The 15,503-nt window shown below is 55.3% G+C and carries 14 protein-coding genes and 1 tRNA gene; 11 read left to right on the top strand and 4 right to left on the bottom strand.

Annotated elements, in window-relative coordinates:
- Positions 1-28: 28 nt before the first annotated feature.
- Positions 29-1,282 (top strand): methanogenesis marker 16 metalloprotein, encoded by a 1,254-nt coding sequence (locus QHG98_03645; protein ID MDH7596823.1) that lies wholly within the window; start codon positions 29-31, stop codon positions 1,280-1,282.
- Here the strand turns inward: QHG98_03645 and comE are convergent.
- From comE to QHG98_03630, 3 genes are read right to left on the bottom strand one after another with little or no spacing between them, the layout of a single operon-like run.
- Entirely contained in the window at positions 1,245-1,808 is a 564-nt protein-coding gene (gene comE / locus QHG98_03640) for a sulfopyruvate decarboxylase subunit beta (protein ID MDH7596822.1), read from the bottom strand. The genes QHG98_03645 and comE overlap by 38 nt on opposite strands.
- Positions 1,805-2,311 (bottom strand): sulfopyruvate decarboxylase subunit alpha, encoded by a 507-nt coding sequence (gene comD, locus QHG98_03635; GenBank protein MDH7596821.1) that lies wholly within the window; start codon positions 2,309-2,311, stop codon positions 1,805-1,807. The genes comE and comD overlap by 4 nt, the downstream gene beginning before the upstream one ends.
- A gap of 60 nt (positions 2,312-2,371) precedes the next feature.
- Positions 2,372-3,049 (bottom strand): tetratricopeptide repeat protein, encoded by a 678-nt coding sequence (locus QHG98_03630; GenBank protein ID MDH7596820.1) that lies wholly within the window; start codon positions 3,047-3,049, stop codon positions 2,372-2,374.
- 124 nt (positions 3,050-3,173) lie between these two features.
- Here QHG98_03630 and QHG98_03625 point away from each other — a divergent pair, with 124 nt between their 5' ends.
- From QHG98_03625 to QHG98_03590, 8 genes are all read left to right on the top strand, one after another.
- Entirely contained in the window at positions 3,174-3,554 is a 381-nt protein-coding gene (locus QHG98_03625) for a hypothetical protein (protein MDH7596819.1), read from the top strand.
- 325 nt (positions 3,555-3,879) lie between these two features.
- Positions 3,880-3,953 (top strand) — tRNA-Val (locus QHG98_03620).
- A gap of 230 nt (positions 3,954-4,183) precedes the next feature.
- Positions 4,184-5,659, top strand: coding sequence for a glycoside hydrolase family 57 protein (locus QHG98_03615; protein ID MDH7596818.1), 1,476 nt, complete (start codon positions 4,184-4,186; stop codon positions 5,657-5,659).
- A gap of 17 nt (positions 5,660-5,676) precedes the next feature.
- Positions 5,677-7,521: an amylo-alpha-1,6-glucosidase gene (locus tag QHG98_03610; GenBank protein MDH7596817.1), complete on the top strand. Its 1,845-nt coding sequence runs from the start codon at positions 5,677-5,679 to the stop codon at positions 7,519-7,521.
- A gap of 106 nt (positions 7,522-7,627) precedes the next feature.
- The gene (locus tag QHG98_03605; GenBank protein MDH7596816.1) at positions 7,628-8,332 is read left to right on the top strand and encodes a TIGR00266 family protein; all 705 of its coding nucleotides are present in this window, start codon (positions 7,628-7,630) and stop codon (positions 8,330-8,332) included.
- Positions 8,333-8,471: 139 nt separating this feature from the next.
- Complete coding sequence (gene mch / locus QHG98_03600; protein MDH7596815.1) at positions 8,472-9,431, top strand: methenyltetrahydromethanopterin cyclohydrolase; 960 nt, start codon at positions 8,472-8,474, stop codon at positions 9,429-9,431.
- Between the two features lie 336 nt (positions 9,432-9,767).
- Positions 9,768-10,889: a radical SAM protein gene (locus QHG98_03595; GenBank protein MDH7596814.1), complete on the top strand. Its 1,122-nt coding sequence runs from the start codon at positions 9,768-9,770 to the stop codon at positions 10,887-10,889.
- A 78-nt stretch (positions 10,890-10,967) separates the two neighbouring features.
- Positions 10,968-11,345, top strand: a complete 378-nt coding sequence (locus tag QHG98_03590; GenBank protein MDH7596813.1) for an arsenate reductase ArsC — start codon at positions 10,968-10,970, stop codon at positions 11,343-11,345.
- A 34-nt stretch (positions 11,346-11,379) separates the two neighbouring features.
- On the opposite strand, the gene glnA is transcribed toward QHG98_03590, so the two are convergent.
- A complete protein-coding gene (gene glnA, locus QHG98_03585; protein ID MDH7596812.1) occupies positions 11,380-12,681 on the bottom strand; it encodes a type I glutamate--ammonia ligase in 1,302 nt (433 codons plus the stop codon).
- A 159-nt stretch (positions 12,682-12,840) separates the two neighbouring features.
- On the opposite strand from glnA, the gene purD reads away from it, so the two are divergent.
- Together purD and QHG98_03575 are read left to right on the top strand one after the other, a co-directional pair.
- Positions 12,841-14,247 (top strand): phosphoribosylamine--glycine ligase, encoded by a 1,407-nt coding sequence (gene purD, locus QHG98_03580; protein ID MDH7596811.1) that lies wholly within the window; start codon positions 12,841-12,843, stop codon positions 14,245-14,247.
- 181 nt (positions 14,248-14,428) lie between these two features.
- Positions 14,429-15,403, top strand: coding sequence for a bifunctional N(6)-L-threonylcarbamoyladenine synthase/serine/threonine protein kinase (locus QHG98_03575; protein ID MDH7596810.1), 975 nt, complete (start codon positions 14,429-14,431; stop codon positions 15,401-15,403).
- Positions 15,404-15,503 lie beyond the last annotated feature (100 nt).

Raw genomic sequence — 15,503 nt, 5'->3', positions numbered from 1 at the left:
GTGATGATGAGGGGTAGTGGGCGATATTATGAGATCGATTGCAGAGATAGACGAGCGGATACGCAGGGGTGAGGCTACTGTGCTCACCGCTGAGGAGGTGAGGGGTCTTGTGGAGGAGAACGCGATCAAAGAGCTTCAGGATGTGGATGTTATCACAACGGCCACGAGAGCTGTCATGAGCGGGACGTACGCCGTGCTCTCATTCGGATTCGCGGAAAAAGGCTCGTTCACCCGCGCGGTGAGCGCTAGGATCAATGGCGTGCCTGCGCATGTGGGTCCGTGCCCAAATGAGAGGCTGGGTCACATGGATCTCATCGTCTTCGGTACCGCACACAGGGACGGAAGGTACGGCGGTGGTCATCTGTTCAGAGACCTTGTTGCCGGAAGAAGTGTTTGTGTTGATGTGGAGACATCAGATGGGCGCAGCATATCGAGAGATATCACCATCGATGAGATACCGCATGCTAGGATCTTCGGCACGAGGCACGCGTTCATGAACTACTCCGCGTTCGTGAATGCGGGGAGTGATGCCCTGAGCACGATATTCCATGCGATCCCGTTTCCTCCGGACATGAGCGGTGCTTCTTTCTCAGGGTGTGGCATTCTGAACCCCCTCAAGAACGATCCACTCCTGGAGACGATAGGCATCGGAACGCGGGTTCTCATAAACGGGGCTGAGGGCTTCGTTATCGGGACAGGGACAAGAAGCACTCCCGAGAGGCCAAATCTATCCGGGTTCGCTGACATGCATCAGATGATGCCTGAGTTCATGGGAGGCTTCGTGACATCTGCAGGTCCGGAGTGCATAACCTCATGGGCCGTGCCGGTTCCTGTTCTGAGCAGGCACGTTCTCGATGCTGCTTTGCTTCCTGAAAGATCCATTCCGATGCCGGTGATGGACATCAGCACGCGATCCACTCTGTGGGCTGCGGATTACGCGCAGGTCTGGGAGGATGTGGATCTCGCTGTTCATGTGAGAGCGGATTCGTGCAGGGATTGCGGGGATTGCATCGCAGAGAGGAGATGCCCGATGGGCGCAATCGAAAGACCGGTGCGCATAGACAGGAGCCTGTGCTTCAACTGCGGCCTCTGCTCGGTGCTCTGCCCGGATGTCTTCCGCGCGCGGCTTGGCTCAATAAGATCGCCGGATGGTCTGGATATTCCCGTGACGTTGAGACAGTCAGACCGCCTGCGCGCTCTCAGGCTTGCGGAGATTCTCAAAAAGAGGATACTCGATGGGAGCTTCAGGATCTCCGCATGCGTGGAGAGGCTCTCTCCATGAACCTGCTCAGGATCCCCTCAGGGGATAGAGGAATCACAGGGACGTCTGCGTTTCCTGGCTCCACAGTGGCCACGACCACACCACTCCCGGAGAGGCTCATCCTGAGCTCTTCTTCGCTTGTCACAACCCTCACATCCCTCACACCTGCGCCACGCGCGACTGCAGCCAGATCTGTGCATCTGGATGTACATGTTGGCTGGCATCCCGTGGAACCATACACACGGTTGTCGAGCACGACGAGAAGGTAATTGGTCGGGGCAAAGCTCGCGATGGTCGCAAGCGTGCCGAGGTTCATGAGTACCGCTCCATCTCCATCGATTGCTACAACCCTCCTATCAGGAAGAGACAGCGAGAGACCCAGAGCTATGGAGGAGGCCAGACCCATCGATCCCAGCATGTAGAAGTTCTCCGGCCTGTCTCTGACGGAGAAAAGCTCCCTGCTCGGGTAACCCAGATTGCAGACTATGAGGGCATTCGATGCATCAGCCACCTCTGCTATGATCGCTATCGCATCTATCCTTCTCATCTGCCCTCCCAGAACTTTATGTCAAGCAGAACCGCAACAGGCCGCTTTTCATTCACTGCAAGGCTCCATGCGGCCTCTACCGTCCCCTCCGCTTCATTTGGTCGCGGCCTGAAGAATTTGATCCCCATCGTCTTCAGCAGCGGCTCTGTCAGCCTTCCCATGGGGATCTGACCCACAAGCCGCTCCCCCTCAGTCCCCCGGTGGCTTATCACCATCAGCAGCGGTATCCCGTAGAGCATGTTCAGGGACGCCAGGGCGTTTATGCTGTTCCCAAGACCTGAGTTCTGCATCGCAATCGCCGGGCTCCTGCCGCCCATGTATGCGCCAGCGCATACCCCGATGCCCTCCTCCTCTCTTGTGACAGGCACGTGGATGATATCAGGATCGGAGGAGAGGAGGCACAGAAGCTCCTGAAGGTTCACACAGGGAACGGATGCGACGAGGTTTATGCCTGCTCTCTTTAAACCTCTGTAGACCAGCTCACCTGGGCAGATATTGAACATGATTCGTGATCCGTTGCAGATCCGCAATAATGTCAGGCGCTAATGTTGATCGCGCCTGTATCATCTCCTCCGGTTCAGCTCTGCAGCTCTGAAGTTCTCCTCAGCCTCTTTATTCATGCCGAGCTTTTGCAACGCCAGGCCCTTGTTGTAAAGGGCGATAGAGTTGCCTGGATCCAGCTGGAGGGCCCTCTCATACATCGCCAGTGCCTCTTGGTACCTCTCCTGGTAGTAGAGGGCTATCCCCTTGCCTATCCAGGCACCTGCGTACGTCTGATTGATGATGATGGCCCTATCGAATGCTGATAGTGCGTCATCGAGCTTCCCCATGCTCACGAGCGTGTTGCCTTTGTTGCCCCAGGCCTCGTAGTTCATTGGATCTGCCTGGATTGCCGCATCGAAACACACGAGCGAATCGTTGTATCTCTGCATCGCCACCAGCACGATCCCCTTGTAGTTCCATGCCTCTGCATCAGATGCAGCGAGCTGTGTGGCCCTGTCGAAGCTCTGGTATGCATCTCTCAGCATGCCTCTTGCGAGCAGTATCTTTCCCCGGAGAAGCCAGGCCTGCTCGATGCTGCCGTCCATTCTGAGCGCAGTCTCTGTAAGATTCAGGGCCTGATCGTAATCCCTCGCAGCAAAAAGCGCCTTTGCATTGTCAACAAGCTCATTGGGCGTGTTCTGAGCCATGGATGCACCGAATAGGAGTACCAGCATGAGCAACACTGTCGTTTTTCTCATGCTGAGCTCCATGCAGCGGAGATCAAATATAGATTCCGGTCAGCATAACTAGCAGCTGCCCCCATGTTTAGTCCCGAAACTTTTGACCTTATATACCCAATCCTGCTGGGTGAGAAATCGTAACATGGTAGTAAAGCCGAACGAGCGCAAGATTCGGTATACAGTTCGGGAGAAGATCAAGAACAGGAGCAACAAAAGGATCGCAGCTGAGATGAAGGTGAGCGTCTCCACGGTTAAGCGTGTCTGGAGGCATTATCTGAGAAAGAGGGAGATGATATCGATAAAGATGTTTGGCCGGCCGAGGAAGGAGATCGATCCTGAGTTAGAGGATCTGGTACTCGAAGTCCACAAAGAGCAAAATTTGGGTGCAAGAAGTCTTGAGCAGATCGCCCTTATCCATTTGATGACTTACCCGAAGGAGCAGGGGTCATGCTATGCGTTCGTTTCGACGAATGAATGCTTTCAGCGACCACATTGCATGCTCTGCAAGTTGCTACGCACATAAGAGCGAATCGCTGAATACGGAAAAGTGCGCATGGTGAAACAGATCGTAACCGACCACGTTAGCCAGTTCCATGCCAGTAATAAAGACAAAAAAAATGGAAACAGCGAAAGCAGGTTCGAGACATTTCTTGCAGAAAACAGGAACATGCTCAATACGTTGAGGTAAATTGCCCTCTTGGCGGATTTCTGGATGAACGGCTCTGCCATAGCAGCTTCACTTGATCAGTAACTCAAGCACGCTCACCATATTGAGCAAATACGTTGCGCCGCGTAGAGCTACAATCGAGGGCAAGGTACTAATAATTGGTCGTACCTCTCTGGCTTGAGGGCCCGTGGTCTAGGTGGTTATGACATCGCCTTCACACGGCGGGGATCACGCGTTCGAATCGCGTCGGGCCCACTGCCCACAAGGCTCTTTTGCGGAATTCGCTTTCATTGTCATCTCACAAAAGCGTTTAACATGTGCTCTTTTGGCCGGCGCGCTGATGCGTCAGCATGTGAGATCCGAGGCATTGGTTGCGTATTCCTCAATACATCCAGGCCCACAGCGGCGTGCTCCTCTCTTTCAAACCATCAGACTGTGATCCTGGGGCAAAGCAGTATATCCATAAACAGCAGATCTTCAATCATATGACAGAGATCTCCATCTGCTTCGAGGTCCACCAGCCGTTCAGACTCAGGAAGGACTTCTTCTGGTCGGGCAGCATCTTCCGAAGGTCCAGTCCGCATTATGAGTTCTACTTTGATGATAAGGAGAACAGGAGCATATTCGAGAGGGTTGCACAGAAGTGCTACCTTCCTGCAAACAGGATCATACTTGATCTCATAAAACGCTTCTCTGATACAGACCGTCCGTTCAAGGTCGCATACAGCCTCTCGGGGGTGTTCGTGGATCAGTGCAGAATATACGGACCGGATGTCCTGGATACCTTCATCGAGCTGGTTGACACCGGCAACGTGGAGTTACTCGATCAGACCTACTACCATTCGCTCACAAGCCTCTTCGACAGGGAGGAGTTCAGCGAGCAGGTGAGGATGCACAGGGAGCTCATGTGGGACCTCTTCGGCGTCAGGCCTGCAGTCTTCGAGAACACGGAGCTTATCTACAACGATGAGATCGCGGCTATGGCCGAGCAGATGGGCTACAGGGGGATATTTGCAGAGGGTGTCATCGCGGATCCGAACCAAGTTTACAGGCCAGAGGGGTGCGAGAGGATATCACTGCTTCTCAGGAATTATCAGCTCACCGATGACATAGGATTCAGGTTCTCTTCGAGAAACTGGGAGGAGTTCCCGCTCACTGCGGACAAGTACGCAGCATGGCTCGCAGCAACCCCTGGAAGATGCATAAACCTCTTCATGGACTACGAGACCTTCGGGGAGCACCACTGGCCTGAGACGGGGATATTTGAGTTTCTGAGATACCTCCCGGGCGAGATCCTGAAATGGAGGAATCTGAGATTCGCCACACCAGCGGAGATCGTTGATATGGTAAAACCCTCAAGCACAGTGAGCGTGAGGAGTGCAAGATCATGGGCTGATCTCGAAAGGGACACCAGCTGCTGGCTTGGGAATGCCCTCCAGTGGGCATGCTACACGTACCTCCAGAATCTCCATGGTCCATCGCGGGAGGCCGGAGAGGAGGTGCTCAGGATATGGAGGCTTCTCGGCCTGAGCGATCACCTCTACTACATATTCACCCACGGCGGCGGCCCGGGAGAGGTGCACAGCTACTTCAGCCCGTACGGAAATCCGTATGATGCGGCTGTGACCTACTTCAGCGTGCTCTCAGACCTTCACCGCCGCCTCTCAGAGATCCTTGACATGGCAGATCATCCGTTTGTGCTCTCCGCAAAGGATGGCTCTGAGATCGGCAAAGCATGGAGCAGTCAGGGAATGGTGAGCCTGCTCAGAAGAGCGGATACTGATGCTCTTGAGCATCACGCATCCCTGGGGAGCTTCGCTACCTGGGCATCCCAGAGCCTGGAAGACGAGAGCCTGGCCGGAGCGCTCAGAAAAGCATCCAGGCTGAAGGGCGAGGATCTCAGGGGCGCTCTGCTGGATGCATTCAGCAGGAGAATAAATAGATCGGCCACAAAAAAGTGATGAGAGAAAGGTGAACCATGATCCCCTACAGCGATGGAATATCCAGGGAATGGATCGTGACCAATGGAATAGGCGGATATGCATCATCCACATCCATCGGTGCGAACACCAGGGCCTATCATGGTCTTCTGATCGCATCTCTGAGCCCACCGGTGGACAGATGGCTCCTCCTCTCCTCTCTTGATGAGACCGTTAACGGTATCGAGCTGGCGAACCATCAGTATCCCGGCGTGATACATCCGCAGGGGTTCCGGTATCTTGTATCATTCACCGCAGAGCCGGTGCCCACGTATCTGTACAGGGCGAACGATGTGGAGCTCAAAAAGCAGATCTTCATGATCCACGGGGAGAACACGACTGTTATCAGGTACCACATCTCCGGCGACTCCCGTATCAGGATCATGCCACTCGTCACATCGAGATGCTTCCACGCAGTATCGGGCAGGCCGGAGATGTGCCAGGAAGCGATGGAGAGAGGCACTCGCCTCAGATCGAGATGCGATCTGTATCTCCTCTCTGACTGCGCGAGATACGTGAGAAATGAGATGTGGTACCACAACTTTGAGTATGAGGTCGAGAGGGCGAGGGGGCTGGGCTGGAGGGAGGATCTCCTATGCCCCGGCTGGTTTGAGGCTGATGTGAAGGGCGAGCTTGATCTGAGCATCACCGCATCCACAGGAATGGTCGAAGCAAACGAATCTGTGATTGAAAATGAGATGAAGCGGCGCCGGGTGGTCCTCTCCACACTTCCTGAGGATATCAGATCGCTTGCCATCGCTGCGGACAGCTTTCTGGTCCGCCGCGGCAGCGGCATGAGCATAATCGCTGGCTACCACTGGTTCGACGACTGGGGCAGGGATGCCATGATCGCTCTTCCCGGCCTCCTCCTCTGCACCGGCAGGTTTGATGACGCCAGGGCTGTTCTCCGGACATTCTCAGAGCATGTGCGTGATGGCCTTGTTCCAAACGATCTCGGAGCGGGCTCCTACAACACCGTGGATGCATCGCTTCTCTTCATAAGAGCTGTGTGCGAGCACTTCAGGCTCACATCAGATCTCACATTTATCAGGGAGCTCTGGCCGACGCTGATGAGCATTATCGAATGCTACACCACCCGAACACCTGTGGGATACATGGACTCCGACCTTCTCATAGCATCCTCGGAGGGCGCGACTTGGATGGACGCGAGAGTTGATGGCAGGTGCGTTACTCCCCGGGCTGGAAAGTGCGTTGAGGTGAACGCGCTCTGGTACGAGGCTCTGAGATCGCTGGAGGCCATCAGCGAGGCGACGGGCATGGAGTGGAGGTGGCAGGGCCTAGCAGCGCGCGTCAGGCGTTCATTCAGGCGGTTCTGGAACACTGCAGGGTATCTTTACGATACGATAGATCCATACGATGGGTCGGTGAGACCGAATCAGGTGATAGCTGTTGCGTTCTCCCGGGGGCTTTTATCGCTGGACCGGACGCGTGCGGTTGTGAGAAATGCGACGGAGGAGCTTCTCACGCCCTACGGTCTCAGGACATTATCTCCGGGGGATCCCGCCTACATCGGGCGATACGAGGGCTCTCCCAGGGAGAGGGATCGTGCGTACCATCAGGGCACAGTATGGCCATGGCTGATCGGGCCTTACATAACCGCGTACCTCAGGGCAAACAGGTACAGCAAAAGGAGCAGGATGCACGCGATATCCCTCCTCAGGCCGCTCCTGGAGGAGAGCCGCTACGGCATTGGAACCATCGCAGAGGTGTATGATGGCGATCCACCGCACAGGCCGGGTGGATGCATATCACAGGCATGGTCTGTGGCTGAGGTGATACGCGCGTTCCTCGAGGCGAGAAACGGGATCGAGAGGCGATGCTGAATTTGAAGATGGGCGAAAGGCATATGGAGTCCATCTGGCTGCGATGATAAGAGATATGAGATATACAGCACGCCGGAGAGCTGCATATCACATATGAGGTTGTGAGATGGTACTCAGATACAGCATTCTTGGAGATGATCTCCAGGTCCTGGAGGTACAGCTGGCTCCGGGTGAGAGCATCAGGTCCGAGGCGGGCGCGATGCTCTTCATGGACGATGGGATAGAGATGAGCGCGTCCACCGGGGGCATCATAAAGGGGTTTAAGAGAGCGTTGGCCGGAGATGGTTTGTTCATAACAGAATTCACCAACCGATCCGATGATATGAAAAGGATTGCGTTCTCCGCGCCATTTCCGGGAAAGATACTGCCGCTGGACCTCGATGATCTCGACGGCCAGCTGCTCTGCCAGAGGGGAGCATTCCTGTGCGGGGAGAGCGGCGTGGAGATAGAGGTGGCGTTCACGAAGCGGCTTGGTGCAGGCTTCTTCGGTGGGGAGGGTTTCATCCTTCAAAGGCTGAAGGGCAGCGGGAAGGTGTTCATCCATGCTGGAGGTGCTCTCATGAGCAGGGATCTCGGGGCGGGAGAGGCGATAAGTGTCGATACCGGATGCCTTGTCGCCTTCTCGAGTGACGTGGATTACGATATACGTTTTGTGGGCGGTGTCAGAAACGCCCTCTTTGGAGGTGAGGGTCTGTTCCTGGCGAGGCTCAGGGGGCCAGGAAGGGTGTACCTGCAGAGCCTCCCGCTTTCCAGGCTCGCGGATCGAATACTTCAGGGGAGAGTGGTCAGCTCGAGCAGCAACACCGACTGAGCTCACGGATTAACGGGGTGCAGCTCGACAAAGAGGGCTTTTGCATTCTCCATATAGTACTTTATGAGACACCAGATCTCATGACGATTTGTTTATATCCAATCTCACACTCCTCGGTCGGAAAAGGTGATCGTGTTTGATGAGCATAAACGAGATGGGCTTTGAGGTCTTCGAGGAGATGCTGGATCTGGCTGATGATCTCAGAGTCGATGTTATAGAGCTGGATAACGGCGCGGTTGTTATAGATGCTGGCGTGAAGGCGCCCGGTGGCCTCTGGGCCGGCATATTCATCAGCAGGATATGCATGGCGGACCTGGCCGATATTCAGATCGTGCCCTATGATCTGAGGGGGATATCAGTTCCCGGGATACAGGTCACCACAGACCATCCTGCGGTATCCTGCATGGGGTCGCAGTGCGCGATGTGGCAGATCAAGGTCGATAAGTACTTCGCTATGGGCAGTGGGCCTGCAAGGGCTCTTGCCCGAAAGACGAAGGAGCTCTATGAGAGGATAGGATTCGATGAGTACTCGGACGTTGGGGCAGTTGTGCTGGAGTCCAGCAGGATTCCGGATGCTGCTGTAGCTGCCAGGATAGCTGAAATGTGCGGAATAGAGCCCTCAGACCTGAGAATCGCCGTCGCCCCGACTGACTCTGTGGCAGGCATGGTCCAGGTCTCGGCCAGGATTGTCGAGACAGGCATGCACAAGCTGTTCTCCATGGGTTTCGATATAACGAAGATAAAAAGCGGCTGGGGCGTGGCTCCAATCGCGCCGGTGGCCGGCGACGCGACAAGGTGCATGGGTGCGTCTAATGATGCAATAATCTACGGTGGTGACACGTACTACACCCTCGAGTACGAGAACCTGGATGAGCTCAAAGATTACATCAGAAAGATGCCATCCTCTGCTTCCAGGGATTATGGCGTGCCGTTTTACAATGCATTCAAGGCCGCAGGTTTCGACTTCTTCAAGGTCGACCACAACATCTTCGCCCCTGCGAGGGTGGTGATGAACGAGCTCAGATCGAGAACAACCATCGCGAGCGGAAGACTGAATCATGATGTTCTCATGGAATCATTTGGGATCCAGGTGCTTTGAACCAGCAGCTTACAATGAAAGCATGACATGGAGGTCAACCTTCGGTGTCGGGGTGTTTCCGGACGAAACCAACACCGCATCAAAGCTTTTCCTTTTGGCGTGCCTTTACTGTCGCATGCGGGGTAATAATGAAAAACGGAGTCATCCCGTCGGGGTTTGCAGGCTTTGAAGAACTCTAATAATCGAACGAGTGAGAGAGGTGCTGATCAACGTTCGGTAACAAAATATTTTAATCATTCTATCTCTTCGGAGACTGCAACTTCAGAGCTCTACTCTCAATCACTTTCGCCCCGCATGGGCAGATGATATTTAGCCAGGCAGCAGAACCACAACACGATGGACCGGTCGATCCTGGCTCAGGGAGCGAGCTTCGATCTCGAGGATCTTGATCACAGGGTTCAGACGCTCAGCAGAAGCACGAGATACGACAGATGCTGCCACAGAAGGAATGACGACTCGCTGATCTACAGCGCATCGGGGCGCAATGGCTGCCATATACGTCTCTTCCGGACGCTCTTCACCAACGAGTGCTACCATCAGTGCGGGTACTGCCCCAATGCAGGAAGGGTATCGAATGGATGCTCCTACACCCCAGAAGAGCTCTCCGATCTCGTGGTCAGGCTCAGAAGGGAAGGGCGCATCGATGGTCTCTTCCTGAGCTCTGGCGCAGGCAGGGATGAGGATTCAACGATGGAGGAGATGGTCGAGAGTGTGCGAAGACTCAGGGAGAGGCATGGGTTCTCAGGGTACATCCACCTCAAGATTCTTCCGGGTACATCCAGGCATCTGATAGAGCAGGCTGTGGAGCTCGCCGACAGGGTGAGCATAAACATCGAGGCCCCTTCCGGGGATGTGATGCAGGAACTCAGCCCCACGAAGGATTACGAAAGGGACATACTGGACAGGCAGATGTACATACGTGATATCCTGGCTAGACGCTCCAGAGGCTCCCAGACGACACAGCTTGTGGTCGGCGCAGCTGGCGAAACAGACCTCGAGATATTCCAGAGGGTCATAAAGGAGTACGGGGAGATTGGGGTTAGCAGGGTCTACTACAGCGCATTTGTCCCCCTCAAGGGGACGATCTTTGAGCAGAGAATGCCACAGGTGAGATGGCGCGAGAGCAGACTCTACCAGCTCGACTGGCTTTACAGGGTCTACGGGCTGTCCCCAGATGAGATCGAGAACGTCTTCGATGATGACGGATTTCTTATCAATCAGGATCCAAAGGTCACGCTGGCCAGGGAATCGCTCGACGGGCCGCTCGATGTGAATGAGGCCGACCTTCAGAGCCTGATCCGCGTGCCTGGCATAGGACCGGAGAGCGCACGCAGGATCATCTCATACAGAAGAAGGAAGAGGATAGAGTGCCCGTCGGATCTCATCAGGCTCGGCATCAGAAGGAAGGCGATACCGTATTTGAAGATAAATGGATGGGTGCAGAAGCGGCTGTTCTGAGAAGATCAGAGGGTTATCGTCCAGGGTTGATACCATGCAGGAGGAGCATTTTATAGCAGTTTCTCCACACAGGCTCTCATGAAGAAGAGAGTGCTATTCGTATGCGTGCACAACTCCGCTAGATCCCAGATGGCAGAGGCACTTCTCAGGGCGCTCAAAGGAGATAAGTATGAGGCGTACAGCGCAGGTACCGAGCCCACAGAGGTCGACCCGGATGCTGTGAGAGCGATGGCCGAGATCGGCATCGATATATCAGAGCAGAGATCGAAGGGGCTCGAGAGCCTCAATGATATCAATTTCGATACCATCGTAACCCTCTGCGACGCTGGAGATGCCTGTCCTTTCATCCCCGGAGTCCACATGCACAGAGCCTTCCCGGATCCTGCGGGTGGTGGGATCAGCGCTTTCAGGCGTGTGCGTGATGAGATAAAAAGATGGATCGAGGAGACGTTCTGAGCGGCAGGATCTGCCCGTCCGGAGAGGTGCAGGCTCAGATTATGTTGATGTATCGATCGATCTCCCACTGATGGACGTATGTGTTGTAGCTCCTCCACTCGAGGTTTCCGAGCCTGAGGAGGTTGTTGACGACATGCTCTCCCAGGGCCTCTCTGATTACATTGTCCTCCTCAAGGGCGAGGAGCGCCTCATGCAGGTTTGATGGCAGCGTCCTGACCCCCAGCCTCTTCAGCTCAGCCTCTGATAGCTCATAGAGGTTGACATCCATCGGCTCTCCCGGATCTATGCCTCTCCGTATTCCATCCAGACCGGCTGCAAGTATCGCTGCAAAAGCCAGGTATGGATTGCATGATGGATCAGGAGACCTGAACTCTATTCGTGTCGATAGGCCCCGCGCCGCAGGGACCCTTATTAGAGACGATCTGTTCGGCCCGGACCAGCTGATGTATACGGGTGCCTCAAATCCGGAGACGAGGCGCTTGTATGAGTTTATCAGCGGGTTTGTGACCGCAGTTACAGCAGGAACATGCTCGAGCAACCCTCCAACGAAGTACCGTCCTAGGTCGCTTAGGTTGTACGGCCTCTCGGGATCGAAGAATGCGTTCTCTCCCTTCCTGAATAGAGAGATGTTGACGTGCATTCCAGATCCCGCCTGGCCGTATATCGGCTTGGGCATGAACGTCGCGCGCAGGTTGTTCTTCAGGGCGATCGTCTTTGTGACGTACTTGAAGGTGACGACCTTATCAGCGTTGCGGAGGGCGTCATCATAAACGAAGTCTATCTCATGCTGGCCCCTTGCAACCTCATGATGCGCTGCCTCCACTGTGAACCCCATCTCTATGAGCACGCGCACGATCTCCCTCTTGACATCCTCTGCAAGATCCACAGGGCCGAGATCGAAATAGCCGCCGAAATCGTGTGGTCTCGTGCCGGATCCGTTCTCCCTCTCAAAGAGGAAGAACTCCAGCTCAGGGCCTACATTCATCGTGTAGCCCATCTTCGCAGCTGCATCGAGGTTTCTCCTGAGAACATACCTTGGATCCCCTTCGAAGGGAACACCTTTTGAGGTGTAAACATCACATATGAGCCTGGCCTCATTCGCCCCGCCCATGGATCTCCAGGGCAGTATGCAGAAGGTGTCCAGATCCGGCTTCAGTACCATATCCGATTCCTGGATCCTCGCGAAGCCCTCAATCGAGGAACCATCAAATGAGATGCCGGTCTTGAACGCCTTCCCGAGCTGGGTGACGGGTATCGCAACATTCTTTACTATACCCTGGATATCGGTGAACTGCAGCCTTATGAACTCGACATTCCTGTCGCGTATTATCTCCAACAGCCTCTCTTGGGTCTGCAAACACAACACCACCATCGTGGCGCAATTTCTGAGCGTGAGATGCTGACGATGGCGCTCAGAGTCGCCTGGTCTGTGGCATGATTGGGGGATGGCTTATAAATATTATCTGCACGCCTTTCCCGATCGAGTTGGGTGCAGATGGCTGGCGCAAGAATTCTTGTTGTCGATGCGGGGGGGAGGGGCAACGCGATAGCCCACGCTTTCGCAAGGAGCCCATCTGTCGAGAGGGTCTTCGTGGCTCCGGGAAACGCGGGGAGTGGCCTTCTGGAGAAATGCTCCCAGGCAGATGGCTCCCAGATCAAGGGCATCGATGAGATGCTGTCATTTGCAGAGAGGAACAGGATCGATCTCACTTTCGTGGGCCCGGAGGGGTATCTCTCAGCGGGCATAGTGGATGCATTTGAGGAGCGCGGGCTGGATATCGTGGGCCCAGAGAGGCGTGCTGCGGTGCTGGAGGGGTCCAAATGCTGGACGAAGGATCTCCTGAGCGAGATCGGGGTGCCTGTGCCGCCTTACAGGAACTTCGATGATCCCGATGAGGCGAAGGAGTTCGTGAATCAGTTCTACGATGCCAACCCCACAGAGAACCTAGTGGTAAAAGCGGACGGCCTCGCGGCAGGCAAGGGATCTGTGGTATGCTCCTCCAGGGAGGAGGCTCTCTCCACCGTGGACAGAATCATGGTCGACCCCAGGATCTTCGGGGATGCGGGCAGCAGGATTGAGATCGAGAGGAGGCTTGAGGGAAGGGAGCTGATGTTCTTCGCCATTGCGGATGGCAAAAACATACTTCCGCTTGAGTCGGCGATGGATTACAAGCAGGCCTTCGCGCCTGATGAGTTCACAGCGATAAGGCTCTTCAACAGGCTCTCGGGGAACCCGAACCTCGATAACAACCCGAACACGGGAGGAATGGGCGGCTTTTCCCCCCATCCCTGGCTGGACGATGAACTCAGAGATGTGATCATGTCCAGGATAGCCAGGCCGACGATGCGCAGGGTCTACGATATGGGTTTGAGGTACAGGGGGTTCATTTACTTCGGCCTGATGATCGTGGAGCATGATGGGGAGCGCGAGCCCTATGTCCTGGAGATCAACGTCCGCCTGGGGGATCCTGAGGCCGAGGTGATACTCCCCAGGCTCAGAACAGACATGTACGAGCTCTCACGTGCAGTTCTTGATCGGAGGCTCGACGAGATTGAGCTGGAGTGGAGTCCTGAGTATCATCTGGGTGTCTGCGCTGTTAGCGGCCGCGTCGTCAAGCCTCTCTCCAGCGGATCTGAGGAGCGGCCGGGTTATCCAGGAGCCCATTACACAAACATCCCGATAAGAGGCCTCGAGAAGGTTGATCCGGATGTTCTGGTATACCACAACGGCACTGCGTTTGGGGATTCTGGAAAGATCTACACCACCGGTGGAAGGGTACTGACACTGGTCGCAAAGGGAGCATCGCTTGCAGAGGCGAGATCGAAGGCATACGACAACATAAAGAGGATAAGGTTCAATGGGATGCGGTACCGGAGGGATATCGGTCTCGACTACATATGAACTGCAGCTGTGGGCTCTGGGATCAGCCGAAACGCATAAAGAGGTGGAAGTCCTGCATCTGAGGGCACAGGATCGTGGAGAACAAATGACGCGAGGTCACCTGTGTGGATGAAAATCGCATTCAATGCCATTTTCGTGCCAGATCTCAGAGAGCAGTCTTTCAAAGACAGCGGAGTCTGCCATGTACGTCCTTGGTATTGAGGGCACAGCCTGGAACCTGAGTGCAGCGATCGTGAACGAGGATGATGTGATCATAGAGAGGGCTGCAACATACACGCCTGCGAGGGGCGGCATACACCCAAGGGAGGCGGCGCAGCACCACTCAGAGCACATCGGCCCGCTGCTTGGAGAGGTGATCCGGGGCGCCAGAGATCTCGGAATAAAGATAGATGGGGTCGCGTTCTCACAGGGACCCGGCCTCGGGCCGTGCCTGAGGACTGTCGCGACTGCGGCCAGGGTTCTCGCCCTGAAGCTCGGTGTCCCCCTGGTCGGCGTGAACCACTGCATAGCTCATATCGAGATCGGGAAATGGAAGACCGGCGCCAGGGATCCGGCTGTGCTGTACGTGAGCGGTGGCAACTCCCAGGTTCTCGCCCTCAGGCGCGGCCGCTACAGGATCTTCGGCGAGACTCTGGATATCAGCGTGGGAAACATGCTGGACAAGTTCGCGCGCTCCGTTGGCCTGCCACATCCTGGAGGACCGAGGATCGAGGAGCTCGCGAGGAAGGCAAAGGGGTACATACCGCTTCCTTACACCGTCAAGGGGATGGACTTCTCATTCTCGGGGCTTGCGACTGCTGCGACAGAGGCCGCCAGGAGATACGATCTGGCGGATGTCTGCTACAGCCTCCAGGAGACCGCGTTCGCGATGCTCGTCGAGGTGACCGAGCGCGCTATGGCTCATGCAGAGAAGGACGAGGCGATGCTCGTCGGCGGCGTTGGGGCCAACCAGAGGCTCGGAGAGATGCTCAGGCTGATGTGCGAGGAGCGCGGTGCGAGATTTTATCTCCCGGAGAGACGCTTCATGGGCGATAATGGATCGATGATAGCATATACAGGTCTGGTGATGCTCAAGAGCGGCGTGAGCACGCCGGTTGAGAGCTCCGGCGTGAGGCCAAATTACAGGACAGATGAGGTTGAGGTCAGATGGGCGTGAGATTTGCTGTGGATAAATTTCTGTGTGAGACGGATTCGCTCTCTTTACACATCTCTTCAGGAGAGATGGCTGGCATGGCTGTCTGTCTTGGACAAACGAT

The sequence above is a fragment of the Methanothrix sp. genome (assembly GCA_029907715.1).
GTDB lineage: Archaea > Halobacteriota > Methanosarcinia > Methanotrichales > Methanotrichaceae > Methanothrix_B.
The sequence above is the reverse complement of the archived record's forward strand: the minus strand, read 5'-3'. Positions and strand labels throughout refer to the sequence as shown.

Excerpts from the sequence above, each read along its gene's own strand:
- QHG98_03630 (MDH7596820.1), bottom strand. The coding sequence starts at position 3,049 with ATGAGAAAAACGACAGTGTTGCTCATGCTGGTACTCCTATTCGGTGCA.
- QHG98_03590 (MDH7596813.1), top strand. The coding sequence starts at position 10,968 with ATGAAGAAGAGAGTGCTATTCGTATGCGTGCACAACTCCGCTAGATCC.
- comE (MDH7596822.1), bottom strand. The coding sequence starts at position 1,808 with ATGAGAAGGATAGATGCGATAGCGATCATAGCAGAGGTGGCTGATGCA.
- QHG98_03605 (MDH7596816.1), top strand. The coding sequence starts at position 7,628 with ATGGTACTCAGATACAGCATTCTTGGAGATGATCTCCAGGTCCTGGAG.
- mch (MDH7596815.1), top strand. The coding sequence starts at position 8,472 with ATGAGCATAAACGAGATGGGCTTTGAGGTCTTCGAGGAGATGCTGGAT.
- purD (MDH7596811.1), top strand. The coding sequence starts at position 12,841 with ATGGCTGGCGCAAGAATTCTTGTTGTCGATGCGGGGGGGAGGGGCAAC.
- QHG98_03645 (MDH7596823.1), top strand. The coding sequence starts at position 29 with ATGAGATCGATTGCAGAGATAGACGAGCGGATACGCAGGGGTGAGGCT.
- QHG98_03625 (MDH7596819.1), top strand. The coding sequence starts at position 3,174 with ATGGTAGTAAAGCCGAACGAGCGCAAGATTCGGTATACAGTTCGGGAG.
- QHG98_03615 (MDH7596818.1), top strand. The coding sequence starts at position 4,184 with ATGACAGAGATCTCCATCTGCTTCGAGGTCCACCAGCCGTTCAGACTC.
- QHG98_03610 (MDH7596817.1), top strand. The coding sequence starts at position 5,677 with ATGATCCCCTACAGCGATGGAATATCCAGGGAATGGATCGTGACCAAT.
- QHG98_03595 (MDH7596814.1), top strand. The coding sequence starts at position 9,768 with ATGGACCGGTCGATCCTGGCTCAGGGAGCGAGCTTCGATCTCGAGGAT.
- QHG98_03575 (MDH7596810.1), top strand. The coding sequence starts at position 14,429 with ATGTACGTCCTTGGTATTGAGGGCACAGCCTGGAACCTGAGTGCAGCG.
- comD (MDH7596821.1), bottom strand. The coding sequence starts at position 2,311 with ATGTTCAATATCTGCCCAGGTGAGCTGGTCTACAGAGGTTTAAAGAGA.